This window comes from Streptomyces sp. NPDC048172, assembly GCF_043202595.1.
Taxonomy (GTDB): Bacteria; Actinomycetota; Actinomycetes; order Streptomycetales; family Streptomycetaceae; genus Streptomyces.
On the sequence record NZ_JBIDAT010000004.1, the window covers coordinates 828,743 to 851,622 of the forward strand.

Annotated in this window: 24 protein-coding genes; 15 read left to right on the forward strand and 9 right to left on the reverse strand. The window is 72.4% G+C overall.

Annotation, left to right across the window (positions count from 1 at the left end):
* The first annotated feature begins 38 nt into the window (after window positions 1–38).
* The 8 genes from ACGF3A_RS21385 (at window position 39) to ACGF3A_RS21420 (ending at window position 7,072) form a co-directional block, all read left to right on the forward strand.
* Window positions 39–1,076, forward strand: coding sequence for an NADP-dependent oxidoreductase (locus tag ACGF3A_RS21385; protein ID WP_393731789.1), 1,038 nt, complete (start codon window positions 39–41; stop codon window positions 1,074–1,076).
* Window positions 1,077–1,086: 10 nt separating this feature from the next.
* On the forward strand, window positions 1,087–1,776 hold the full coding sequence (locus ACGF3A_RS21390) for an endonuclease V (protein WP_393731790.1): 690 nt from the start codon (window positions 1,087–1,089) through the stop codon (window positions 1,774–1,776).
* Between the two features lie 109 nt (window positions 1,777–1,885).
* On the forward strand, window positions 1,886–3,007 hold the full coding sequence (locus ACGF3A_RS21395; protein WP_393731791.1) for a formyltransferase family protein: 1,122 nt from the start codon (window positions 1,886–1,888) through the stop codon (window positions 3,005–3,007).
* An 11-nt stretch (window positions 3,008–3,018) separates the two neighbouring features.
* Window positions 3,019–3,729: an SDR family oxidoreductase gene (locus tag ACGF3A_RS21400; protein WP_393731792.1), complete on the forward strand. Its 711-nt coding sequence runs from the start codon at window positions 3,019–3,021 to the stop codon at window positions 3,727–3,729.
* Complete coding sequence (locus ACGF3A_RS21405; protein ID WP_393731793.1) at window positions 3,729–4,886, forward strand: cytochrome P450; 1,158 nt, start codon at window positions 3,729–3,731, stop codon at window positions 4,884–4,886. Before ACGF3A_RS21400 ends, ACGF3A_RS21405 begins: the two co-directional genes overlap by 1 nt.
* 34 nt (window positions 4,887–4,920) lie before the next feature.
* Complete coding sequence (locus ACGF3A_RS21410; protein ID WP_393731794.1) at window positions 4,921–5,166, forward strand: acyl carrier protein; 246 nt, start codon at window positions 4,921–4,923, stop codon at window positions 5,164–5,166.
* The gene (locus ACGF3A_RS21415; RefSeq protein WP_393731795.1) at window positions 5,163–6,029 is read left to right on the forward strand and encodes a hypothetical protein; all 867 of its coding nucleotides are present in this window, start codon (window positions 5,163–5,165) and stop codon (window positions 6,027–6,029) included. The genes ACGF3A_RS21410 and ACGF3A_RS21415 overlap by 4 nt, the downstream gene beginning before the upstream one ends.
* Window positions 6,029–7,072: an aldo/keto reductase gene (locus ACGF3A_RS21420; RefSeq protein ID WP_393731796.1), complete on the forward strand. Its 1,044-nt coding sequence runs from the start codon at window positions 6,029–6,031 to the stop codon at window positions 7,070–7,072. Before ACGF3A_RS21415 ends, ACGF3A_RS21420 begins: the two co-directional genes overlap by 1 nt.
* A 23-nt stretch (window positions 7,073–7,095) precedes the next feature.
* Here the strand turns inward: ACGF3A_RS21420 and ACGF3A_RS21425 are convergent, their stop codons facing one another.
* From ACGF3A_RS21425 to ACGF3A_RS21440, 4 genes are all read right to left on the reverse strand, one after another.
* Window positions 7,096–7,644 carry a TetR/AcrR family transcriptional regulator gene (locus tag ACGF3A_RS21425; protein ID WP_393731797.1) on the reverse strand — a complete coding sequence of 183 codons (549 nt, stop codon included), beginning with the start codon at window positions 7,642–7,644 and terminating at the stop codon, window positions 7,096–7,098.
* Window positions 7,637–8,071, reverse strand: a complete 435-nt coding sequence (locus tag ACGF3A_RS21430) for a DUF4260 family protein (RefSeq protein ID WP_393731798.1) — start codon at window positions 8,069–8,071, stop codon at window positions 7,637–7,639. Before ACGF3A_RS21430 ends, ACGF3A_RS21425 begins: the two co-directional genes overlap by 8 nt.
* Window positions 8,072–8,240: 169 nt before the next feature.
* A complete protein-coding gene (locus ACGF3A_RS21435) occupies window positions 8,241–9,920 on the reverse strand; it encodes an HtaA domain-containing protein (protein WP_393731799.1) in 1,680 nt (559 codons plus the stop codon).
* A 48-nt stretch (window positions 9,921–9,968) separates the two neighbouring features.
* Window positions 9,969–11,420 (reverse strand): HtaA domain-containing protein, encoded by a 1,452-nt coding sequence (locus tag ACGF3A_RS21440; RefSeq protein ID WP_393731800.1) that lies wholly within the window; start codon window positions 11,418–11,420, stop codon window positions 9,969–9,971.
* A gap of 114 nt (window positions 11,421–11,534) precedes the next feature.
* Here ACGF3A_RS21440 and ACGF3A_RS21445 point away from each other — a divergent pair, with 114 nt between their 5' ends.
* The 3 genes from ACGF3A_RS21445 (at window position 11,535) to ACGF3A_RS21455 (ending at window position 14,735) form a co-directional block, all read left to right on the forward strand.
* Window positions 11,535–12,569 (forward strand): hemin ABC transporter substrate-binding protein, encoded by a 1,035-nt coding sequence (locus ACGF3A_RS21445; protein WP_393731801.1) that lies wholly within the window; start codon window positions 11,535–11,537, stop codon window positions 12,567–12,569.
* A gap of 29 nt (window positions 12,570–12,598) precedes the next feature.
* Window positions 12,599–13,663 carry a FecCD family ABC transporter permease gene (locus tag ACGF3A_RS21450; RefSeq protein ID WP_393731802.1) on the forward strand — a complete coding sequence of 355 codons (1,065 nt, stop codon included), beginning with the start codon at window positions 12,599–12,601 and terminating at the stop codon, window positions 13,661–13,663.
* A gap of 229 nt (window positions 13,664–13,892) precedes the next feature.
* Window positions 13,893–14,735, forward strand: coding sequence for a heme ABC transporter ATP-binding protein (locus tag ACGF3A_RS21455; RefSeq protein ID WP_393731803.1), 843 nt, complete (start codon window positions 13,893–13,895; stop codon window positions 14,733–14,735).
* On the opposite strand, the gene ACGF3A_RS21460 is transcribed toward ACGF3A_RS21455, so the two are convergent.
* Window positions 14,704–15,489: a hypothetical protein gene (locus ACGF3A_RS21460; protein ID WP_393731804.1), complete on the reverse strand. Its 786-nt coding sequence runs from the start codon at window positions 15,487–15,489 to the stop codon at window positions 14,704–14,706. The two genes, ACGF3A_RS21455 and ACGF3A_RS21460, sit on opposite strands and share 32 nt — an antisense overlap.
* Window positions 15,473–16,705 carry a hypothetical protein gene (locus tag ACGF3A_RS21465; RefSeq protein ID WP_393731920.1) on the reverse strand — a complete coding sequence of 411 codons (1,233 nt, stop codon included), beginning with the start codon at window positions 16,703–16,705 and terminating at the stop codon, window positions 15,473–15,475. The genes ACGF3A_RS21460 and ACGF3A_RS21465 overlap by 17 nt, the downstream gene beginning before the upstream one ends.
* A 187-nt stretch (window positions 16,706–16,892) precedes the next feature.
* On the opposite strand from ACGF3A_RS21465, the gene ACGF3A_RS21470 reads away from it, so the two are divergent.
* Complete coding sequence (locus ACGF3A_RS21470) at window positions 16,893–17,873, forward strand: hypothetical protein (protein WP_393731805.1); 981 nt, start codon at window positions 16,893–16,895, stop codon at window positions 17,871–17,873.
* 57 nt (window positions 17,874–17,930) lie between these two features.
* On the opposite strand, the gene ACGF3A_RS21475 is transcribed toward ACGF3A_RS21470, so the two are convergent.
* Window positions 17,931–18,722: a bifunctional DNA primase/polymerase gene (locus ACGF3A_RS21475; RefSeq protein WP_393731806.1), complete on the reverse strand. Its 792-nt coding sequence runs from the start codon at window positions 18,720–18,722 to the stop codon at window positions 17,931–17,933.
* A 238-nt stretch (window positions 18,723–18,960) separates the two neighbouring features.
* Between ACGF3A_RS21475 and ACGF3A_RS21480 the strand changes: the two genes are divergently transcribed.
* Entirely contained in the window at window positions 18,961–19,815 is an 855-nt protein-coding gene (locus ACGF3A_RS21480; protein ID WP_393731807.1) for a glycerophosphodiester phosphodiesterase, read from the forward strand.
* A gap of 13 nt (window positions 19,816–19,828) precedes the next feature.
* On the opposite strand, the gene ACGF3A_RS21485 is transcribed toward ACGF3A_RS21480, so the two are convergent.
* Window positions 19,829–20,470, reverse strand: a complete 642-nt coding sequence (locus ACGF3A_RS21485) for a TetR/AcrR family transcriptional regulator (RefSeq protein ID WP_393731808.1) — start codon at window positions 20,468–20,470, stop codon at window positions 19,829–19,831.
* A gap of 126 nt (window positions 20,471–20,596) precedes the next feature.
* Between ACGF3A_RS21485 and ACGF3A_RS21490 the strand changes: the two genes are divergently transcribed.
* A complete protein-coding gene (locus tag ACGF3A_RS21490; protein ID WP_393731809.1) occupies window positions 20,597–20,770 on the forward strand; it encodes a DUF6243 family protein in 174 nt (57 codons plus the stop codon).
* 116 nt (window positions 20,771–20,886) lie between these two features.
* Window positions 20,887–21,693 carry a dimethylargininase gene (gene ddaH, locus ACGF3A_RS21495; protein WP_393731810.1) on the forward strand — a complete coding sequence of 269 codons (807 nt, stop codon included), beginning with the start codon at window positions 20,887–20,889 and terminating at the stop codon, window positions 21,691–21,693.
* 45 nt (window positions 21,694–21,738) lie between these two features.
* On the opposite strand, the gene ACGF3A_RS21500 is transcribed toward ddaH, so the two are convergent.
* Window positions 21,739–22,557 (reverse strand): small ribosomal subunit Rsm22 family protein, encoded by an 819-nt coding sequence (locus ACGF3A_RS21500; RefSeq protein ID WP_393731811.1) that lies wholly within the window; start codon window positions 22,555–22,557, stop codon window positions 21,739–21,741.
* Window positions 22,558–22,880: the final 323 nt, after the last annotated feature.

The window sequence follows — 22,880 nt, forward strand, 5'->3', positions numbered from 1 at the left end:
ACTGCCCGGCCTCCGCGCGCCCGCCTAGCGTCAGCGCCATGAAGACCGTGAAGACCTCCCTCTCCGTCCAGCAGACCGCGCGGCCCGCCGGTTTCCCCACCACGGACCACTTCGCCTTCGTCGAGGGGCCCGTCCCCGAGCCCGCCCCTGGCACGGTGCTCGTGGAGAACGTGCTGTGGTCCGTGGACCCGTACCACCGCGAGATGATGGACGGCGACTTCGCGCTGAACGCCCCGCTGGAGGGCCGTACGATCGGCCGGGTCCTCGCCTCCCGCGCCCCCGGGACGGCGGAGGGCGACCTGGTCTTCCACCGTCAGGGCTGGCGCACCCACGCCGTGGTCACGCCCGGCGCGGACGGCGCGGACGGCGCGCGCAGGCTCGTTCCGCACGAGGGCGTGCCGCTCACCGCGTATCTGAGCATCCTCGGCGGCACCGGGCTCACCGCGTACGTCGCCCTCACCAGGACGCTGCGGCTGCGCGCCGGGGACGACCTGTTCGTCTCGGCGGCGGCGGGCGGCGTCGGCACGGCGGTGGGGCGGATCGCGCGGCTGCTCGGCGCGGGCCGGATCGTGGGCAGCGCGGGCTCGCCCGCCAAGGTCGCGCACCTGACGCGGAACCTGGGCTTCGACGCGGCGTTCGACCATCACGACGGGCCGGTGGGCGAGCTGCTGGCGAAGGCGGCGCCCGACGGGATCGACGCGTACGTGGACAACGTGGGCGGCGGCCATCTGGAGGGCGCGATCGAGGTCCTGCGCGAGTACGGGCGGATCGCGTGGGTCGGCGCGGTGGGCCAGTACAACACCCCCGGGGCCCCGGCGGCGCCGCGCAACCTCTTCGACATCGTCGAGAAGTCCCTGCGCCTGGAGGGCGTCCTGGTCCGCAACCACCGAGACGTGCGGGGCGAGTTCGAGGACTTCCTCGTCCCTCATCTCCAGAGCGGCGCGGTCGTCCCCGACACCACCGTCGTCGAGGGCTTCGAGCGGATCGTGGACGCCTTCCTCGGCATGCTGCGCGGCGAGAACGTCGGCAAGATGCTGGTCGCCGCCCCCACGGCCCCCTCCACGGTGGTCGGGTAACGTCCCCGGCATGCACGACGAGGCGGACGGCGCGGCCGAGGCGGAGGCGCGGGCGGAACAGGAGCGGCTGCGCGCCCTCGTACGGACGGAGTCCGCGCCGTGGCTGCGGCTGGACGGCGCCGTCGCCGGTGCCGACGTCGCGTACGACGACGAGGCCGGGGTGTGCGCGGCGGCGGTGGTCGTGCTCGACGGGCGCACGCTCGACGTGCTGGACCGTGCCGTCGCCGTACGTCCGGTCGAATTCCCCTACGTCCCGGGCCTGCTGGCCTTCCGCGAGGCCCCGCCGCTGCTGCACGCGCTCGACGGGCTGGGGGCGCGGCCCGACGTCCTGGTCTGCGACGGCTACGGGGTGGCGCACCCGCGCCGCGTCGGGCTGGCCAGCCATGTGGGAGTGCTCACCGGGATCCCGTCGCTGGGCGTCGCCAAGAATCCGCTGACCTTCGCGCACGAGGAGCCGGGCGAGGAGCGGGGCTCCTGGGCGCCGTTGACGGACGGGGAGAGCGGCGGCGAGGTGGTGGGGCGCGCGCTGCGCACCCGGGACGGCGTCAAGCCGCTCTTCGTCTCCGCCGGTCACCTCGTCGGCCTCGACGACGCCTGCGCCCTGACCCTGCGCCTCACGCCGCGCTACCGGCAGCCGGAGACGACCCGGCTGGCCGACCGGCTGTGCAGGGACGCGCTGAAATCAGGAATCCCGCGGTAAACGGAATTCCCGCGGAAAACAGAAACCTCGCGTGCCCCAATTCCCTCCCCCGGCCCGTGAGTTATACACCTTGACGAGCGGTCGTCACGTGAACCACCATGGTCGAATTGTGGTGAGCCAGCGGATCGACTGCATTCTCGTCGGAGACAACAACCTTCTCATCGCGTGCGCCGATGTCCTGCTGAATTCCGGTCACGACATCCGCGCCGTCATCACCTCGGACCCCGATGTCGCCGCGTGGGCCGAGGACCGGAAAATCGCGGCGGTGGCGCAGGGACCGGGCGTGACCGTGGACGTCTCCTCCCTCGATGCCGTCGACTTCCTTTTCAGCGTCGGCAATTACTTCATCGTCCCCGGGGAACTGCTCGCGCTTCCCCGTGAGTTCGCGCTCAATGTGCACGACTCGCCTCTACCTCGATTAGCGGGGCGCTATGCGACGAGCTGGGCGATAGCCGACGAGGAGAAGGAGCACGGCGTCACCTGGCATGTGATGGCGCCCCTTTTCGACAGCGGCGACGTCGTCAAGCAGTGCCGATTCCCCCTGGGTTCCGCGGAGACGGCGGCGAGCCTGGACATCCGGTGCTTCCTCACCGCCGTCACCCTTTTCGAGGAGCTGGTGGACGAGCTGGCGACCGGGCGGTACGTGCGCACGCCGCAGGACCTGTCCCGGCGCACCCAGCACACCCTGCGCGAACGTCCCGACTCCGTCATCTCCTGGGAATGGCCCGCGCGGCGCGTCGACGCGGCGGTGCGCGCCACGGATTTCGGGTCCCGGGACAATCCGTTCGGCGTCACCAGACTGCGCGCCGGTGACGCCTTCTTCATCCCGCTGCGCTCCCGGGTGGTGACCGAGGCGCCGACCGCCGCGCCCGGCACGGTGATCAGCGCCCGGGACGGCACCCTCGTCGTCTCGGCGGCGACCGGCGACGTCGCGCTCGGCCCCTTCGTCACCCTGGAGGGGGAGCCCGTGCCCGCGCTGCCCGGCGTCGCGCCGGGCGACCGTCTCCACGGCCTGACGGCGCACGAGCGGGAGGCCCTGCACCGGCTGACCCGCGCAGCGCTGCGCGCCGAGCGCTCCTGGCTCGCGGGTGCGGAGGAGGAGCACGGCGTGAGCCGCCCCCTGCCCGTCCCGGAAGGACTCGCTCCGCTCTTCTCGCCCCGGGGCCCGTTCCTCCGGGACAGGGCGTACCGGTACCGCTCCCGTTTCGCAGGGGGAGGCCGAGGCCGGTGAGGAGCGTGCTCGTGTCCGGTGCCTCGTCGGGGATCGGCGAGGCCGTCGCCGAGGAGTTCCTGCGGCGGGACCACCACGTCGTGGGGCTCTCCCGGCGGGGCAGCCCCGCGCTCGCGGAGAACCCCGCGTACCTGGACCTCCGGGCCGATCTGCGGGACGGGAAGGCCGTACGGGAAGCCCTGCGCCGTATCGACGGGGAGGTCGCGCGCGGCCTGCGCGCCGTGATCCTCAACGCCGGTACGTCACCGCCGGAGCAGCCCCTCACCGAGGTGCCGTGGAGCACGGCCGCCGAGGTCTACGCCTCCAACGTCGGCACCGCGCTCCACCTCGTGCAGGCGGCGGTCCCGGTGCTGCGGGAGAACGGCGGCGGCGCGCTCGTCTTCGTGGGGTCGAGCACCGCGAACGGGTTCGAGCCGGGGCGGTGGCCGTACGCCGCCAGCAAGGCGGCCATGACCTCGCTCATGCGCGCGTGCTCCGTGGAGTTCGCAGCGGACGGGATCACCTCCAACGAGGTGCGCCCAGGCCCCGTCGCCACACAGATGATCACGGACGGACAGGGGGACGGCGTGGACGAGAGATTCCTTCCGCTGCTCAACGCGGGCTACGGCACCCAGTGGCTGAAGTCCGCCCGTACGGCCGCCGGCTGGATCGCCGCGCTCGCGGAGCTCCCGTCCAACGGCCCGACCGGCCAGGTCTTCAACTACAGCCGCAAGGTCACCTGATGACCGGCGCGCTCTTCGACTTCCACGCCCCGGAGTTCCAGGCCGACCCGTGGGCGGTCTACCGCGCGCTGCGGGAGCGGGGGCCCGTCCACTACTCCGAGCCCGCCCGCTGCCATGTGGTCGTCGGCCACGCGGCGGTCCGGGACGGGCTCGTCCACGAGGACGTCGTCACGGACTTCCCGTTCCGCACGAGCCGCCGGACGTTCGGGCACAACCTGCTCGACCTCGACGGCGCCGCGCACCGCGAGTTCCGGAGCTACCTCGCCCCGCTCCTGGGGCCGCGCGCGGTCCGCGCGCTGCTCCGGCCGACGCTGCTCCCCCTCGTCGACGAGGTGGTGGACGGCATCGAGCCGGGGCGGGAGACGCCCGTGGTCGCCGAGGTGTCGGCGGTGATCCCGTACCGGCTGATGTGCGCACTCATGGGCCTGCCGCGCGAGGACGCGGAGTGGCTCTACGCGCGGATGCGCCCGATCGCCGGGACCCTCGACTATCCGCCCGACACCTCGGCGGACGTCGCGCGCGCGAAGGCGGTCGTCGAGGCGTACTTCCGGGGGATCATCGCCCACGACCGGGTCCCTCCCGACAGCATGACCCGCCGCATCCTCGACACGATGCGCACGGCGGAGGCGGGGTTCGACGTCACGGAGATCCTGGCGACCTTCCTCCTCGTGCTGCTGGCGGGCACGGAGACCGGCATCGCGGCCCTCACCACCGTGCTCCACACGCTGGCCACGCACCCCGAGGCGTACGCCCGGTGCCGCGAGGGCGACGGGGCGACGGACGTCGTACGGGAGGCCCTGCGGCTGCGGCCCCCCGTCCACTCGGTGCTGCGCTTCGCGCGGCGGGACCTGCGGCTGCACGGCGTGCCCGTGCGGCGCCGCGAGCCCCTCCTCTTCTCCCTCGCGAGCGCGAACCGGGACGGGCGGGAGTTCGCGGAGCCCGACGCCTTCCGCCCGCTGCGCGCCGAGAAGAGCTCCCTCGCCTTCGCCTCGGGCCCGCACGCGTGCCCCGGCCTCCACCTCGCCGAGGCCGAACTCGCCGAGATCTGTACGCGCGTGGCCCGGCGCTTCACGACCCTGACCGTCACCCCGGGCAGCGACAGGGAGCGGGGCCACTCGTTCCGGCACGCCCCGCATCTGACCATGACGTTCGCCTGACGGCACGACCGCACACGTCACGAAGGAGTGGACCATGTCCGGCCCTGTCATCGAGAAGCTCGCCACCTGGATCATCGAGAAGAACCCAGAGATGTCGGAGATCCCCGAGGACCTGGACATCGTGGAGACGCGTACCGTCACCTCGCTCCAGTTCGTGCAGTTCCTGCGCTACATCGAGGACCTGCGCGGCTCCCCCATCGACCCGGCCGACCAGGACATCGACTCCTTCCGCACGCTGCGCGCCATCGTGGACACGCACTTCGCGGGCGCGGAGGGATGAGCCCGCCCCCGGGAACCGCCAGTGCCGACGGGCTGCCGGTGCTGGGGAGCGCGGAGGTCTCCGTGATGACCGCCGTCGACACGCTCGTCTCGCGCCGGGCGCGGCACATGGGCGCCGAGGAGATCGGCCTCCCGGCGATGCTCGCCGCGCGCGACCTGGCCAGGATCGACTACTTCGCCAACTTCCCCCAGCTCGTCAACGTCGTCACCACCCTCACGCCCGAGGCGCACTCGGCGGTCACCGGAGACGTGATCCCGAGCGCACACCTGGCGCCCGCGGACCTCGTGCTGCCCTCCGCGGCCTGCTACGGCGCGTACTTCGCCCACTCCGGGCGCACGCTCGACGCACCCGTCCTGCTCACCACCCGCGCACTCTGCGCGCGCGCCGAGTCCCACTACTCCGGTCTCCGGCGGCTGCGCACGTTCCACATGCGGGAGATCGTCCACCTCGGCACCCGGGAGAGCGCCGAGCGCTTCGCCGGGGAGAGCCGGGAGTGGGTGGCCCGGGTCGCCGGACGGCTGGGGACCGAGGCCCGGCTGCTCCCGGCCTCCGACCCGTTCTTCGAGGCAGAGGGCTCGCGCGCGGTCATGCAGCGCATGTCCCGGCTCAAGGAGGAGCTGGTCTACGACGGAGACCTCGCCGTGGCCTCCGTCAACCAGCACCGCAACTTCTTCGGGGAGCGCTGCGGCATCCGCCTCCCGGACGGCGAGTTCGCGTACTCCGCGTGCTTCGGGGCCGGACTGGAGCGGTGGACGCACATGCTCCTGGACTCCTTCGGCGGGGACGCGGAACGGGCCGTGCGGGAACTGGGGCGTATCGACAGGATCGACAGGACCGACGGGATCGACGGGGAGGAGCACTGATGGAACACCGTCAGCTCGGCGCGTCCGGCCTGCGGGTGCCGGTCCTGGCCCTGGGCACGGGGACGTTCGCGGGGAAGGGCGAGCTGTTCGGGCACTGGGGCACGACCGACGTGGCCGAGGCGCGGCGGCTCGTCGGCATCTGTCTCGACGCCGGGGTCACCCTGTTCGACACGGCCGACGTCTACTCGGACGGCGCGTCGGAGGAGGTGCTCGGGCAGGCGCTCAAGGGGCGCCGCGACGAGGCGCTCGTCGCGACCAAGGCGGGCCTGCCCACGGGCGAGGGGCCGCAGGACGCGGGGACCTCCCGGGCCCGGCTGCTCACCTCGGTGGACGAGGCGCTGCGCCGCCTGGGCACCGACCGTATCGACCTCTTCCATCTGCACGCCTTCGACGCGGCCACGCCCGTCGAGGAGACGCTGTCCACCCTCGACGACCTGGTCAGAGCGGGCAAGATCCGGTACGTGGGGGTCTCCAACTTCGCGGGCTGGGAGCTGATGAAGTCGCTGGGGGTGGCCGAGCGGTACGGCTATCCGCGGTACTGCGCCCACCAGGTCCACTACTCCCTCGTCAGCCGGGGCTACGAGTGGGAGCTGATGCCCCTCGGCCTCGACCAGGGCGTGGGGGCCCTGGTGTGGAGCCCGCTCGGCTGGGGGCGGCTGACGGGGCGGGTACGGCGCGGGGCGCCGCTGCCGGAGCGGAGCCGGCTGCACGGGACGGCCGCGCTCGCCCCGCCCGTCGAGGACGAGCTGCTCTTCCGCGTCGTCGACGTCCTCGACGAGATCGCGGCGGAGACCGGGCGGACGGTCCCGCAGATCGCCCTCAACTGGCTGCTGCGCCGCCCGACGGTGGCCTCGGTCATCATCGGCGCCCGGGACGAGGAGCAGCTGCGGCAGAACCTCGGCGCGGTCGGCTGGAGCCTGACCGGCGAGCAGCTGGAGCGCCTGAACGCCGCGAGCCTCCGCACCGCCGCCTACCCCTACTTCCTCTACCGCGGACCGCAGAAGGGGTTCGCGCGCCTCAATCCTCCGGTCGAGGGCACGTAGGGGGTGCCTGGGACGGCTGCCGCTCAGCCGGAGAAGGCGGCCAGGCCGGTGCGCCAGGCCTTGTCGAGGTCGGCTCCGGGGGGAAACCGGCCGTGGATCTCCAGGGCCACCATGCCGTGCGCGAACGCCCAGACGGCGCGGGAGAGATGCTCGGACCCGTCGCAGACCCGCACCAGCGGCATCGCGGCGCGCTCCTCCAGCCCCTCGGGCAGCGCCTCGCGCGGCAGGGGGCCCTCGGTCGAGAGCCGGTAGAGATGCGGGTGCGCGAGGGCGTACGTCCGGTAGGCGGCGAACAGCTCCGTCAGCGGGTCGCGCGCGCCGGAGCTGTCGGCCTCCGCGGCCTCGGCGGCCTCCAAGGCCTCGGCCAGCTCCTCGAAGAGCAGGGAGATCAGCGCGACCTCGACCGCGCGCTTGTCCGGGAAGTGCTTGTAGAGGGACGGGGCCTTGATGCCGAGGCGGTCGGCGAGGCGGCGCATCGTGAGGGCACCCACGCCCTCCTCCTCCAGGAGCGCGCGGGCGGTCTCGACGATCTGCTGGGCGCGCGGGGAGCGCCCGTTGGTCTGGTCAGCCACGCTGGAAGCCTTCCTTGTTCCGCAGCCCGTAACCGAGCGCGCGGTCGTACGAGATGTGGGCCAGCCAGCCGCAGAACCCGGCGAAGAGCGGTGCCCAGTCGATCGGGGTGACCGTATAGGCCACGATCAGCGCGACGGGGACGAGGGCCCGGTGGGCCGCGTTGTAGAACGGCACCGCGCGGCGCGGGAGCTGGCCCCGCTCCGTACGCCCGTCGCCGTGGCCGATGAAGAGCGCGGCGTCGGGGGCGAGGAAGAAGACGATCGCGAGGACGACGGCGAGCCAGCCGTGGTTGACGCCCTCCAGGACCGCGAAGGCCGTCCAGAACAGGCCGTTGACCAGCCAGGCGCCGCGGCGGACGGCGGCGAGGGCGCCGATCCGGGGGTGGGCGGGGTGGGGGCTGGAGGCGGCGGGGGTCGCGGAGCTCATCGGGGGTCTCCTTCTCGGCTTCGTCGGGCTAACGTTGTTAGCTACGTCTACGACGGTACGGCTAACGCCGTTAGCCGTCAAGCCGCCCGGAGAGAAAGAAAGAGAGCGGGCCGTGCGCGCCGGTGGGGAGACCGGCGGGCACGGCCCGCTCCTGCGGAGAGCTGGACCGTCAGCTCTCGGTCGGGGCGGTCCTGGTGGCGCCGCCGTCGCGGCGGCGCGCGGCGAAGACGGCCGCGCCGCCCAGCACGGCCAGCGCTGCCGCGCCGCCCATCAGCGCGCCGGAGGGGATGTCAGCGCCGGTCGAGGCGAGGGCACCGTCGGTGCCGATGTCGCTGCCCGCCTCGCCCGAGCCGCCGACGGTTCCGGCGCCGCCGGTCGCGTCGCCGGACGCACCGCCGTCCTCGGAGCCGCCGCTCCCGGCCTGGGAGCCGGAGCCGGAGCCGGAGTCCGAGCCGCTGCCCGCGCCCGCGCCGGGCAGCTTGGCGTTCTCGTCGAGCGAGACGGAGGCGGTGACCGGGTCGAGCGTGTCGCCCGCCTTGTAGAAGCCGCCGAACGCCTTCGCGCCGCTCTTGGTGAGCGTGGCCGGGGCCTTCTTCACCGTGACGACGTCCTTCTTGGCGTCCAGCGCGCCGGACGGCAGCTTGAGGGTCGCGACGGTGAGGTTGTCGTACGTGGAGACCTTGCCGGTCTCGCGGTCCTTGGCCTTCACATCGGAGACCAGGCTCCCCTTGGTGCCCTTCGCCTCGACCTTGAGCTGCGAGAAGGTGAGGTCGAGGACGTACTCGCCGCTCTCCTTGTGGCCGAGGAAGCGCACGCCGCCCTTGAACGCGGCGTCGAGGGAGTTCTTCTCCGCCGTGCCGCTGCCCTTGGGGAAGCGGTAACCGCCGGAGGTCTTCTGCGCGCCGCCGGACAGCTCCGCCTTGCCCTTCGCGATCGGGCCGGTGATGTAGTCGCGGAACGACTTCTTCACGCCCCAGTCGAGATTGCCGTCGACGATCGAGCCGGAGGCGGCATTGCCGCTGCCGGACCCGCCAGTACCGCCGGAGCCGCCGGTCGAGCCGGAAGAGCCGGAACCGCCGGTCGAGCCCGAGCCAGTGGAACCGGAACCTCCGGTCGAGCCGGAGCCGTTGCCGCCCGTTCCCGTAGAGCCGCCGGTCCCGCCCGTACCACCGGTTCCACCGGTTCCACCGCCCGAACCGCCCGTGCTGCCGCCCGCGTCGGCGCGGACCGCGAGGGTGACCGGGTCGAGCTTCTCGCCCTTCTTGTAGTAGCCCTCGAAGGCGTCCGAGCCGCCCTCGGTCAGGGTCGCCGGGATGTCCGCGAACGTCATCGCGCCGCCCTCGCCCTGCCCCGGCTTGACCTCGGAGAGGTCGAGGGTGGCCAGTTCGACGTCGTTCTTCTTCTCCTTCGGCGTCGTCACATCGGCCGAGAGGGCGCCGCTCTTGCCCTTCGTGACCATCTTCAGGTCGCTGAGCTCGATGTCGAGCGCGCCCTTGTGGCCGTAGAGATGGACGCTGCCCTGGAAGGCGGAGTCGACCGCGTGCTCGCCCGTGTCGTACGAGCCCTTGCCGCCGGTGAAGCGGAACGAGCCGTCGGCGTTGGTCTCCGCGCCGTCGGCGACCGTGATCTTGCCGTCGGCTATCGGGCCCGTGAGGTAGTCGCGGAACGACTTCTTGATGCCCCAGTCCAGCGTGCCGTCCGTGAGCGGGATCCCGGCGGCGGGGGCGCCCGGGGCCGCGTGCACGGGAGGCGCGAACGCGGTGACGCCCAGGACGGTGGCCGCCGCCGTGACGACGGCGAGCGCGGCGGCGCGAGGACGGCGGGGACGGGGGCGAGCGGTGACGGTCATGGTTCGTGAGTCTCCTGACGGTGAGGTGGGAGGGGGTTGGGGGGAGGTTCAGTCCGTGGTGGACGGCGAGGCCGCGCGGCGCTTGCGTACGACCGCGAAGGTGACGCCCGCGGCGAGCAGGACGGCCGCTCCGGCGCCGGTCGCGACGTACGGGACGGCGGAGGAGCCCGCGGCGTTCTCGGTCCTGGCGGGCTTCTCCCGCTTCGGCTCCGGTTTGTCGTCCCCGGAGGTCCCGGAGGCGGAAGTGGAGCCGCTGCCGAGGTCGGGCAGCGCGGGGAGTTCGGCCTTGTCGTCGAGTGCGACGGCGAGCGAGAGGGGGTCCATCTTCGCCCCCTTCGCGTACATCCCGGCGAAGGCCTTCGCGCCCTCCGCCGTGAGCGTGGCCGGTGTCTCGCTGAGGGCGACGAGCCCCTTCTCGGGCTTCAGGTCCGCCTTCTTCGCCGCGAACGTGACCAGGGGCCGGGCCTTCTCCGTACGGCCCTTGGCGGTGACGTCGGCGGAGAGGGTGCCCTTGCCGTCCTTCACCGTGACGGAGAGGGCGGAGAGGGTGAGGCCGAGGTGCTTGCCCTCGAAGCGCACGGCTCCGGCGAAGTCGGCTTCGAGGGTGCCCTCCCGCTCGTCGTACTGCCCCGTGCCGCGCGGGAAGCGGAAGAGGGCGCCGCCGTCCTTCGCGCCGTCGGAGAGCTTCCACTTCCCCTTGGCGATCGGCCCGGTGACGTACTCGCGGAAGGTCCGGCGCACTCCCCAGTCGACGGCCGCGTCCTCGATACGCCCGCCACGGCTCTCCTTGCCGGGCTTCTCCTTGCTCTCCTCCTTGCTCTTCTCCTTCTCCTTCTTCTTGCCGGGCGCGGCCGGGCGCTGGACGTCGGCGGAGAGGCTGACGGGGTCGAGCCGCGTGCCCGCCTTGTAGTACCCGGCGAAGGACTTGGCGCCCTCCGCCGTGAGCGTGGCGGGGACGCCGGTGAGGGTGATCGGTCCGCTGCCGCCGCGCATGTTCACGCCGGAGAGGTTCAGCGAGGCGAGCGGCACCTGCGCGGTGTTGCTGAACTTCCCGGTGCTCTTGGCCTTGCTGCGGATGTCGGCGTAGAGGGTGCCGGAGCCCTTGCCGGAGATGCGGACGGTGGGGCGGGAGATGGTGAGGTCCAGCGCGTTCGTGCCGTTCCTGCGGTGCCCGGTGAAGTGGACGCCGCCGGAGAAGCCCGCGTCGAGGCTCCCGGTGTCCGGGTCGTAGCCGCCCTTGGCCGAGTGGAAGCGGAACTGGCTCTCGCCCGCCGTGGCGGCGCCACCGCTCAGCGTCCAGCGGCCCTGCGCGACGGGGCCCGTGACATAGCTCTGGAACGAGGACTTGATGCCCCAGTCCAGCCGCCCGCCGGAGACCGTACGTTCCGCCGCGTGAGCGGGCCCCGCCGGGAGCGCGAGCGGGAGCAGCGCGGCCGGGACGACGACCGCGAGGGCGGTCGGCAGCGGCATACGGGCGCGAGCGCGTCTGGCGTACGGCATCGATGTTTCTCCAGGGGCGGCCGGGGCTAGCGAATAAGGTAAGGCTAACCTAAGCTATTCCATGACTCGGCCGGAACCCCCCGGAACCGGCAACTCGCAGGAAAGGCCCATGAAGTGCCCCAAAGAGCCCGCACCGTCGGGGCGTTCGCGGCAGCGACCGCCCTCGCGCTCGTCCTCTCCGGCTGCGGCGGCTCCTCCACGGCGAGCGAGGGCGCGAAGAAGGACGGCGGCGCGAAGCACTCCTCCGTCGACCGCGCGGAACCCCTGTCCGGGGCGGCGCCGAAGCCCGAGCTCCCGGCGAAGGTGAAGTCGGCCGACGGGCGTACGGTCACGGTGCGCAGCGCCGAGCGGATCGTCCCGCTGACCGGCTCCCTCGCGGAGATCGTCTACAGCCTCGGGCTCGGCAAGCACGTCGTGGCCCGCGACATCACGGCGACCTTCGCGCAGGCCAGGAAGCTGCCGGTGGTCACCCGGGCCCACGACGTCTCGGCCGAGAGCGTGCTCTCGCTGAAGCCGACCCTCGTGCTGGCCGAGACCACCACGGGCCCGTCCGAGGCGGTCGACCAGATCCGCGACGCGGGCGTCCCCCTCGTCGTCCTCGACCCCGCGCAGGGGCTGGGCGACGTGGACGGCCGTATCGACGCGGTGGCCGCAGCGCTGGGCGTGACCGGGGCGGGCGACCGGCTGAGCGCGCGAACGGACCGCCGTATCGAGGCCGTTCGCGACCACATACCGGAAGGCGGCGCTCAACGGCCCCGCGTCGCCTTCCTCTACGTCCGCGGCTCCGCCTCCGTCTACCTCCTGGGCGGCTCGCGCTCCGGCGCGTCCTCCCTGATCGAGGCGGCGGGCGGCCGGGACGCGGGCAAGGAGTCCGGCCTGAAGAAGGACTTCACGGCCATCACCAGCGAGGCCCTGGCGAAGGCCGCGCCCGACGTCATCCTCGTCATGACGAAGGGGCTGGACTCCGTGAACGGCGTCGACGGCCTGCTGAAGATCCCCGGCGTCGCGGAGACGCCCGCGGGCCAGGACCGCCGCATCGCCACCATCGACGACGGCGTGCTCCTCAACTACGGCCCGCGCACGGACAAGGTCCTCAAGGACCTCGCCGCGCAGTTCCACGAGGGCGGCGGCAAGGGCGGCACCAAGTGACGGCACTCGCCGAGCGCGAGGCTCCACCGGTGAGCGGGGATGCCAGCAGCCGTACGCCGCCGCGCCGCAGGGGCGTGGCGGGCCTCCTCACCCTGGCCCTGACCGCCGCACTGCTCGTCCTCGCCGTCCTCTCCGCCGGGATCGGCGCGTACGCGATCCCCGTGGGCGACGTGCTCGGCTCCGTCCTGCACCGCGCGGGGCTCGGCGGCGCGGAACTGGACCGGGTCGCGGAGAGCGTGCTGTGGAACGTACGGCTGCCGCGCGTCGTCCTCGCCGCCCTCGTCGGGGCCTCGCTCGGGTGCGCGGGCGCGCTGATGCAGGGCGTCTTCGGCAACCCGCTCGCCGAGCCCGGCGTCATCGGCATCTCCTCCGGCGCCGCGGTCGGCGCCGTCGCCTCGATCGCGCTCGGCTTCAGCTTCTTCGGCAACTGGACGGTGACGGCCTGCGCGTTCGTGGCCGGGCTCGCGACGGTGCTCCTCGTCTACGCCCTCTCGCGCTCGGGCGGCCGTACGGAGGTCGTCACGCTGATCCTCACCGGCATCGCCGTCAACGCCTTCGCGGGCGCGCTGATCGGGCTCTGCGTCTTCTTCGCCGACAACGCCCAGATCACCCAGATCACCTTCTGGCAGCTCGGTTCGCTGGCGCAGGCCACGTGGCCGAAGGTGCTGGCCGTACTGCCGTGTGCGGTGGCCGGACTGCTGATCGCCCCCTGCTACGCCCGCCGCCTCGACCTGCTGGCGCTCGGCGAACGCCCCGCGCGCCATCTCGGCGTCGACGTCGAGCGGCTCCGTCTCGCGCTGGTGTTGGTCGTCGCGCTGCTTACGGCTGCCGCCGTGGCCGTTGCCGGGATCATCACGTTCGTGGGCCTGCTGGTGCCGCATCTCCTGCGGATGGCTGCGGGGCCGGGGCACAGGTTCCTCGTTCCCGGGAGCGCGCTGGGCGGCGCGGTGGTCCTGGTCGCCGGTGACCTGGCGGCCCGGACCGTGGCCCAACCGGCCGAACTCCCCCTGGGCGTCCTGACCGCCCTCCTCGGCAGCCCCTTCTTCTTCTGGCTATTGAGGAAAACCCGCCGCCGCCAAGGGGGTTGGGCGTGAGGGGGTGCGCCTATTCGCCGTTGACGGTGCGAGTGCGTCGGCGAGTGCGAGTGCGTCGTGGCCGCTCGCGCAGTTCCCCGCGCCCCTTCGGGGCGCTCCTGACGGGGCGCTCCTGACGAAGCGCATCCCCGCTTCTCCCTTCTGTGCTTGGGAGGTCTGCGCAAGGCGCAGGGCTGGCAAGCGCAGCCCACCACGCCGGGTACGCACACTCATTCACGGAGGTCAGCTCATGCTCAGGATCCGTCATAAGGGGGCGCCGCCCCATGTGGAGTCGGGGGCCGATGCGCTTGCGGAGGCGCTAGGGGTGAGCCTCTCGCTTGGGGGGAGCCCCGTTGTGCGGGACGTCGATCTGTCGGTCCGGCCCCGTGAGGTGCTGGCGCTCGTCGGCCCGAACGGTGCAGGGAAATCGACCCTCCTGGCCGCTCTCGCCGCCGACCTCCCCCTCACCTCCGGCGAGGTGAGAATCAACCGCCGCCCGGCGAAGGAGTGGACCGCGCGGGAGTTGGCGATGTTGCGGGCCGTACTGCCGCAGGCGGCAACGCTCGCGTTCCCCTTCACCGTGGAGGAGGTGGTCCGGATGGGCCGCGCCCCATGGGCCGGCACGGCGGAGGAGGACGCGGACGACGCGACGGTCGCGGAGGCGATGGAGGCGGCGGAGGTCGCCGCGTTCGCCGCTCGCCCCTTCTCCGCGCTGTCCGGCGGCGAGCGCGCGCGGGTCGCGTTCGCGCGGATGCTCGCGCAACGCGCCCCGCTCCTGCTGCTGGACGAGCCGACCGCCGCACTCGACCTGCGCCACCAGGAGCTGGTGCTGCGGGTCTGCCGGGACCGCGCCACGACGGGCGACGCCGTCGCCGTCGTGCTGCACGACCTCGGCCTCGCGGCGGCGTACGCGGACCGGATCGCGGTGCTGCACGAGGGGCGCGTGGCGGCGTACGGGACGCCGGGCGAGGTCCTGGACCCTGAGCTGCTCGGCCGCGTCTACCGGCAGCCCGTGGAGGTGCTCCCCCACCCCCGTACGGGCGAGCCGCTGGTCCTCCCCGTCAGACGGGCGGCGTCAGGTCGCTCTCGCTGAGGGTGTAGGTCAACAGGGGGTACGTGAAGTCCGTTTCCCTGTTCTCGCGGCCCCGCAGCCGGTAGAACTCGCGCCGCTGTTCCTCGTCCGCCGCCACGAGACGCGCGCCCTCCGGGAGGTACGCGTGTCCGTCGCGGAACCGGACGAGGGTCTTCGACGTACGGAAGGTCACGCCCAGCCACTGGTTGTCCGCCCTCGGGACGGACCTGTCCAGCACGATCTTGTGCTTGAACCGCCGGTTCGCCTCGACGGAGAACGCGACGACGCCGTGGTGGACGAGAGGGATCTCGCACCTCTCGCCCGCCGACGCGGCACCGTCCTCCTTCGATTCGACGACCAGCTTCCTCGGCGGGGAGCCCGCCTCGGGATGCTCGTAGCAGGAGAAGACGGCGATGAACGAGTCGTCGGCCAGGTCGAGGGCCTGGTCGGAATGGCTGCCCATTTTCGCGTAGGCGTTCGTGTAGCTCTCGATGAGGGCGTTGTCGAGGCCGACCGGAAGCGCCGCCCGCTCCTGAATCCGCCCCGCCAGCCGTTCGTGCACGGCCCGGAACCCTTGCGCCGGAATCTCGTAGCGCGTGGTGGTACGGACGAGAGGCACGCCGCCCGACTCCTCGCTCCTGGTCAGCACGGCGCCCCGGCGTCCTTTTCCCAGGTCTTCCCAGCGGACCGAGGCGGACAGCTCCGTGAAGAGATTCTCCTCGGCGGGCAGGGCGTACGAGACGAACTCGTCCGCGATCCTAGGTTCGGGGGGCAACGTAATCTCCCGTATTCATGCTGAAGAGGAATTCGTCGCCGTAATCGATGAAGGACGGGGACCTGTTCTCCTCGGCGTACAGCCTGCGCAGCTCGTCCATGCCCGCTGTCGTGGGCGGCCCCAGTTTCACCCGCTCCCCGCCCGTCTTGAGGAACGTGTGGCCGTCCTTGTGCACGGCTTCCGCGCTCGAACACCGCACCACGTATCCCAGCCGGGTCGGGAGCTGCGTGGCGTCCAGCGTCGAGGGCCGGATCTCGTGGGTGTACAGACGGTTGGTGGACAGCGGCATGAAGAACACGGAGCCGGGGTGGAGCGTCACGCTGAACTGTGCGGGGAGCCCGGCCCCTTCGCTTTCTGTCGCCGGTTCCTTGAGGCGGAAGCGGAGCTGGGTCAGCCCGCTGGTGCTCTTCACGCCGTGGTCGAAGGGGTCTCCGGCGAGGGGGCGCAGCTTGTCGAGCCCGTCGTAGAAGGTGCAGAAGGCCATGATGCCGTTGCCGGGCATGTCCTTGGTCTTGTCCGCGTGGGACGAGATCTTGGCCTTGGACTGTTTACGCCCGTCCGTGGCGCGGGTGTTGTGGTAGATCTGCGCGAGGACGTGATTGAGCGGTGCGTGGCCCCGGAATACGGAAGCGGCCTCGCGGTTCAGCGCCTCGACGATGCTCGTGTCGGTCGGGCCGAAGTTCTCGGTCGGCCCGGAGAGATTCGTGGAGCACCGGAGCAGGCGGAAATGCAGTTCGTCGCCGTCGCGCGTGACGGGCGTCAGATAGATTCCGCTGCGACGTGCCGTCCCCGGCTTGGTGGATTCCGTCAGGGACTGGAACGCGTGCTCCGCGCGGATCCGCCCGAAATGATCGGCGTCGGGGTCGAAGAACCGGCGGTAGTACACACCGGCGCCGTGCACGCGGAGGGGAAGTCGGCCGTGACCGACGGGAGTCCAGGAACCGCCGGTCTCCTCCCGGAAACCGTGCGCCAGTTCCCGGACGACGAACACCCGGTCCGCCTCCCGCAGTTGACGGCCGCCGATCGCGGACACGTCGCCGCACAGATAGACGGTCTTGCGCGCGAGGTCGGGCGGCGAGCCGGAAGCGAGGTCTTCGGGGGTGATGACGGACCCGAAGAAGTCCCTCACCCCGTCGTCGTCCCGCAGTTCCGGAGGCGCAACCAAGATGTTGCCCGCGTCCTCGATACAGGCCTCTGCCAGCCCCGTTGTACGCATCACCAGTCCCTGTCCCTCGCAGACGGCAACGGCCCCCCGTCGCACCCCGATGCTCTCACGGGGTCCGGGGACCGCGCCGCGCGCCCGCAGGGTAGGGTGCGTTCGCGCAAAGCCGCAGGGGAGGGCGGGGAGGCGGGGAGAGGGTGGAGTGCAGGTGAGTGTGGGCGTGGGTCACCGGGTGAAGAGCGTGACGCGGGGTGCTGTCCTGGCCGCCGCGCTGACGGCGTCCCTCGCGGGATGCGTGACGGTGCACGGCGAGACGGCGGTGGTCCCCACCGTCGACAAGGACGAGGCCGCGCAGGTCCTCAAGACCTTCACGGCGAAGAACAACCGGGCCAACCGGGCGTACGACACCGAGCTGAACGCCGCGATCGAGACGGGCGCGCTCGGCTCCATCGACCAGGCGGGCCTCAAGTCCCGCAAGGAGATCCGGCCCCGGGGCAACCCGGACTACCGGTTCCTGAAGCTGACGGACACCCGCTATCTGATCCCGGAGCAGGCGGGCTGGCCGAAGTTCTTCGTGACGGACTCGGCGAGCAACCGCAAGGGCTCGGGCCGCTGGCTCTTCGTCTTCCAGCGCGACAGCGCGGACGCGCCGTGGAAGGCGTCCTACCTCTCCATCGTCCAGCCGGACGCCATGCCGGAGCTCGCCACCGGCAAGGACGGCCACGTCGAGGCCGTCCCCACGGGCGCCGACTCGGGCCTGACGGTGTCGCCGGGCGCGCTGAGCAAGGCGTACACCCGCTACCTCCGGAACGGCGGTTCCGGTTCCGGTTCCGCTTCCGGCGCCGCCTTCGCGCCGGGCCCGCACACCACCGCGCAGCGCGCCCAGCGCGAGCGGCAGATGAAGCGGGAGAACGTACGGAACGAGTACGTGGACCAGCCCGCGCGGCCCCCGCAGTTCAACCCCTTCGGGCTGCGCACCAAGGACGGCGGGGCGCTGGTCTTCTTCTCCACGCTCCACCACCACAAGCAGACGCTGCCGCGCGGCTACAAACCGCGGATCAAGGATCCCCTGGTCAAGGCGCTGCTCTCGGGCACGCCCAAGCAGTCGGTGACCTTCGTCCGCACCGCCGAGCAGACGGTGACCGTCCCCCCGAAGAAGGACGGCGGCAAGATCACCTTCCTCAACCGCATCTCGGGCCTGACGTCGGCCCAAGGGCAGTAGAAGCGCCCCGTCAGGGGCGGACCAGCAGCGGGCCACCGGGGAAACCCCAGCGGCGCGTCATCGCACAGGCCAGGGCGCGACCTCTTCCACGCCGCCCTCGGCGGCGTACACGGCACACGCGTCAGTCAGCGTGGCCAGCAGCGCCAGCGGCTCCGGCATAGGCGCACCCGGCTCGGGCGGGCGGATCCAGCGGATCGTGGCGTCGGGCCCCTCCCCCGGCAGAACCGCCGGAGGCAGAAGCACATAGCTGCCCCGGCAGTGCCAGCGCAGCCCCGGGTGCTCGTCCATCGTCTCGGGGTGGCAGTCCAGCTCGCAGGGCCACCACTCGTCCTCGTCGTCGGGCGTGCCCCGCGTGGCGGTGAAGAAGAGCATCCGGTCGCCGCCGTCGAGCGCGACGGGCCCCAGCGCGGTGCCGTCGGCGCCCGGCCCCTCCGCCGCCTCGGCCGCCTCGAACTGGCCGAGCGCCGCGTATCCGGCCTCGGCCGGGACGTCCAGCACGTCGTGGGCCTGGCCGGTGGCGGTGACGAAGTTGGCCAGCGGCTCGGCGCGCAGCCAGCGCTCGATCTGCGCCCGGTCGGTGGTGGCCTGGGTCTGCCAGGCGAAGGAGACGGGATGTCGCCCCGGGGTGGGACAGCCGATGCGTACGCACGAGCATCCGTACCCGGACGGGTGCGCCGCGGGGGCGAGCGGGAAGCCCGCGGCCGCCGCGGTCAGCAGGAGCTCCTCACGGACACGCGCCGCCTCGGCGGCGCTCCCCGCGCCGCCCCGGGAGCGCCGCCCGGACCCCTCGGGCCGGGGACGGCCCCCCTTGCGACGCAGCCACTGGGCGAACCTGCTCCCGCTTTCCATCTACCGCCTCACTCCGCGACCGAGAACCGTGAATTCCGAGGGTACGCAGCAAAGGGCGCGCTCAGGCCGGAATCCACGGATCACGGATGTCCGTCCCCTATCCTGCGCCCCTTCCGTCACCCCTCTCCACGCGGGGGTACGCGGGCGGCACCGGCCCACAGGCCCCTGCTCACCGGCCCGCCACCCAACCGGGCGCCTCACAAGGCACGTCGGAAAATCGGCACTTAGCTTGGTGGGCATGGTCACAAAGGCGATTCTCGTCTCTCTGGTCACCCTGGCAACCGCCGCCTCGTCCACCACCGTCGCCACGGCCTCGTCCGCCTCGTCCTCCTCGGACGGCGCGCCGAGCGCCGAGGCCCTGCCGAAGGTCGTCTACACCGCGCACCGAGGGGGCGCGCTGGAGGTCCCGGAGAACAGCATGTCGGGACTGACCGCGACCTTCGAGCGGGGCTACGCGCCCGTCCTCGACATCGACATCAGGATGCTCAAGGACGGCACCCTGGTCGCCATGCACGACGCGACGCTGGACCGTACGACGAACATGAGCGGGCCGGTGAAGGCGCTGACGCTGCGGGACTGGCGGAAGGTACGCATCCGGCCCTCGCCCGCGCTGAGCGGGCGGTGGGTGCCCGAGCGGCCGCCGACCCTGCACGAGATCCTCAAGCGGTTCGGCGGGCGTACGCCCCTGATGCTGGAGCTGAAGGATCCCAAGGGGCTCGACCGGATGACGGCGATGCTGCGGGGCCGGAAGCTGACGCGTTCGGTCTACCTCAACACCAACCGGCTGCGGCTCGCGGTCCGCGCGCACCGGCGGGGGCTGCTGACGGCGGTGTGGCGCTCGGCCCGGCAGCTCCCCGGCGACCACCCGGAACGGTGGACGCGGAACGTGAACATACTGAGCATCGATTACCAGACACCGGCGCCGCACATCCGCAGGGCCGTGCGCTCGGGGATCCACCACATCTGGGCGCACACCGTGAACACCCCGGCCGACCGGGACCGGATGCTGCGGCTGGGCGCGCGCGGCATCGTCACGGACGTCCCCGGCCTCCTCGCGGGCCGCCCGGCGGTACGGCAGCCGCTGCCCCGCTGAGCCCCGGGCCCCGCTAGCCGTGGCGGGGCGGGGGCGCGAAGGCGCGCAGGGCCATCTCGACCAGGCGGTCGGCGAACGCGTAGCTCAGCTCGCCGTAGCGGGTGAGCCAGCGCTGCTGGAAGGGGCTGAGCAGGAACTCGACGGCGAACGCCACGTCGAGGTCCGGGTCGATCTGGCCGGCCTCCTGCGCGGAGCGGAGCCTGCGCTCGTAGACCTGCTGGCCGGGCTCGGACAGGCGCTCGTAGAACTGCGCGGCCAGCTCGGCGTCGGCGGCGCCCGCGATGGCGAGCGCGCGGTAGGGGGCCTCGAAGGAGGGGTCGGTGAACTCGTCCACGGTGGCGTACAGCACGCCCTTGAGGTCGGCCTCCAGGTCCCCGGTGTCGGGGATGCCCTCCGCGTACTCCTCCTGCGTCTGGTCGGTGGTCTGGGTGAAGGCGTCGAGGAGGACGGCGGCCTTGGAGGGCCACCAGCGGTAGATCGTCTGCTTGCCGACGCCCGCGCGGGAGGCGATGGCCTCGATCGTGAGCTTGTTGTACCCGACCTCGCCGACCAGCTCCATGCTCGCCGAGAGGATCGCGCGGCGGGAGCGCTCGCTGCGGCGGGAGGCGTCGGGGGGCGTCTTCGTGGAGGCCGCCTTCGCGGATGTCGTAGCCATGGCACGAATCTAGCAACGCGCTGAGACGAGACGAACCGTCTTGACAAGACGCACCGTCTCGCCGCATCCTCGATACATCGCAGCGAGACGAACCGTCTCGTTCGACCGACCCGAAGGGATCCCTCCATGAGCAAGGGCCGAGCCGGAAACATGCTGGGTGTGGGCGGGACGCGCGCCACCCTCTCCAAGAAGAAGCTGCGCGGCGCCGCCTCCCACGAGGGGTACGGGCCGGGCGGATCGGCGGACCCGGCCGCGCAGAAGCGCGAACTGCTCCGCAAGTTGCGGGAGTCACGGGAGTAATTCGTACCGGCCCGTGCATGACCGGCTATCGAAAATCCTGTCCGCATCTCGGCGAAAAGGCTCCTCACGGAGGACCATGGGCGCAGCATGCGCACCGACCCCGTGAGGAGCCTTCGTTGTACGTGCCCCGTCACTTCCTGATGTGCCCGCCGGAGCACTTCCGTGTCACCTACTCCATCAACCCCTGGATGGACCCCGGCAAACCGGTGGACCTCCCGCTCGCCCTGACCCAGTGGGAGGACCTGCGGGACCGCTACCGCGCCCTCGGCCATACGGTCGACGTCCTCGACCCCGACCCCGGCCTGCCCGACATGGTCTACGCGGCCAACGGCGCCACCGTCGTCGACGGCCGCGTCCTGGGCGCCCGGTTCGCCCACCCCGAGCGGGCCGACGAGGCCGCGGCGCACCGCGACTGGTACGCGGCCCGTGGCTATACGGACGTCCGCGAGCCCGAGCACATCAACGAGGGCGAGGGCGACTTCGCCGTCACCGCCTCCTGGCTGCTGGCCGGGCGCGGCTTCCGCTCCAGCCCGCTCTCGCACGGCGAGGCGCAGGAGTACTTCGGGCGCCCCGTCATCGGCCTCGACCTGATCGACCCGCGCTACTACCACCTGGACACGGCACTGTGCGTGCTCGACGCCGCGGGCGACGAGGTCATGTACTACCCGCCCGCGTTCTCCCCCGGCAGCCAGGCCGTGCTGCGCCGCCTCTTCCCCGGCGCCCTGGTCGCCGAGGAGCCCGACGCGCTCGCGCTGGGCCTCAACGCGGTGAGCGACGGCCACCACGTCCTGCTCCCCCAGGCCGCCACGGGCCTCTTCGACCCGCTCAGGGAACGCGGCTACGAGCCGGTGCCGATCGATCTGACGGAACTGCTGAAGGGCGGCGGCAGCGTCAAGTGCGTCACCGCCGAGCTACGGCCCTGACCCCGCACAGACCCGTACGGCCCCGGGGTGAAGGGGTCCGCCCCTTCACCCCCACGCATCGCCCCACTCCGCCTTGCGCGCCGCGCGGTACGCGTCGCCGTGCCGCTTGGTCACGGTCGTACGCTCCAGTCCCGCGCCGTCGCAGAGGTCCAGCAGCACCTGTCCCTTGCGGGTCTGAGGCCTGCGCACGACGCGCGCGTCCGCGGGCGTGCCGGTCACGCCGTCCCGTACGGCCGCTACGTAACTGAACTTCTCGTCCTCGTGGCCGAGTTCGCCGCCCTTCACCCTGCGGTGCAGGGAGGAACGGGCGACCCGGACCGCGAAGTGGCACCAGTCCTCGCCGACCACGATCGGGCACGTACCGCTGTGCGGGCACGGCGCGAGCACCCGCAGCCCCGCGCCGATCAGCGCGTCCCGCGCCTCGCGGATCCGCAGATAGCCGTCCGGGGTCCCCGGCTCGACCAGCACCACAGCGCCTGTGGCGGCGGCCGCCGCCGCGTCCACGGCCGCGCGGCGGTCGTCGGGGGCGAGCTCGCCCAGCACGTACGAGACGGTCACGAGGTCGGCACGCGGCAATGTGGTGTTTCTCCCCCTGCCCCTGAGCGAGCCCGGCACCCAACGGGCGTCGATCCCGGCCCCCTCCGCCAGCTCCCGCCCCAGGTCGAGCGCGGGCCCGGCCCAGTCCACGACGGTCGACGCCACCCCGCCCCACGTACCGGCCACGGCCCAGGTCGCGGCGCCCGTGCCGCCCCCGATGTCCAGGTGGCTGTCCGGCGCCCACGACGGCGCCCGCTCGGCGAGCGCGTCGAGAGCCATGCCGGCGGCGGCGTGGGTGGCGGGCATCCGGTACGCGGCGTACGCCACGACGTCCGCCCTGTCCCGCAGTACGGGTGCGTCGGTGGGCGTCTCGCCCCGGTAATGAGCGATCAGCCGCTCTACTGCGGCCGAGGTCTGAACGGCGGACAGCCCACCCAGCTGCCCAGCAAGAGCATCTCGAAGATCATACGAGGTCACCCCCCCTATCCTCCCTCACCCCACTTCTGGGCTTGCCCCTTCTCCCCAAGGGGCGCGGGGAACTGCGCGACAAGCCACGACGCGGCCGCAGTCCGCGAAGCACAGCCCGGGGCACCCCGTACCCGGCCCCGTTGCGCGGGGCACCCGGCGTGGGGGGCTGCGCTTGCCAACCC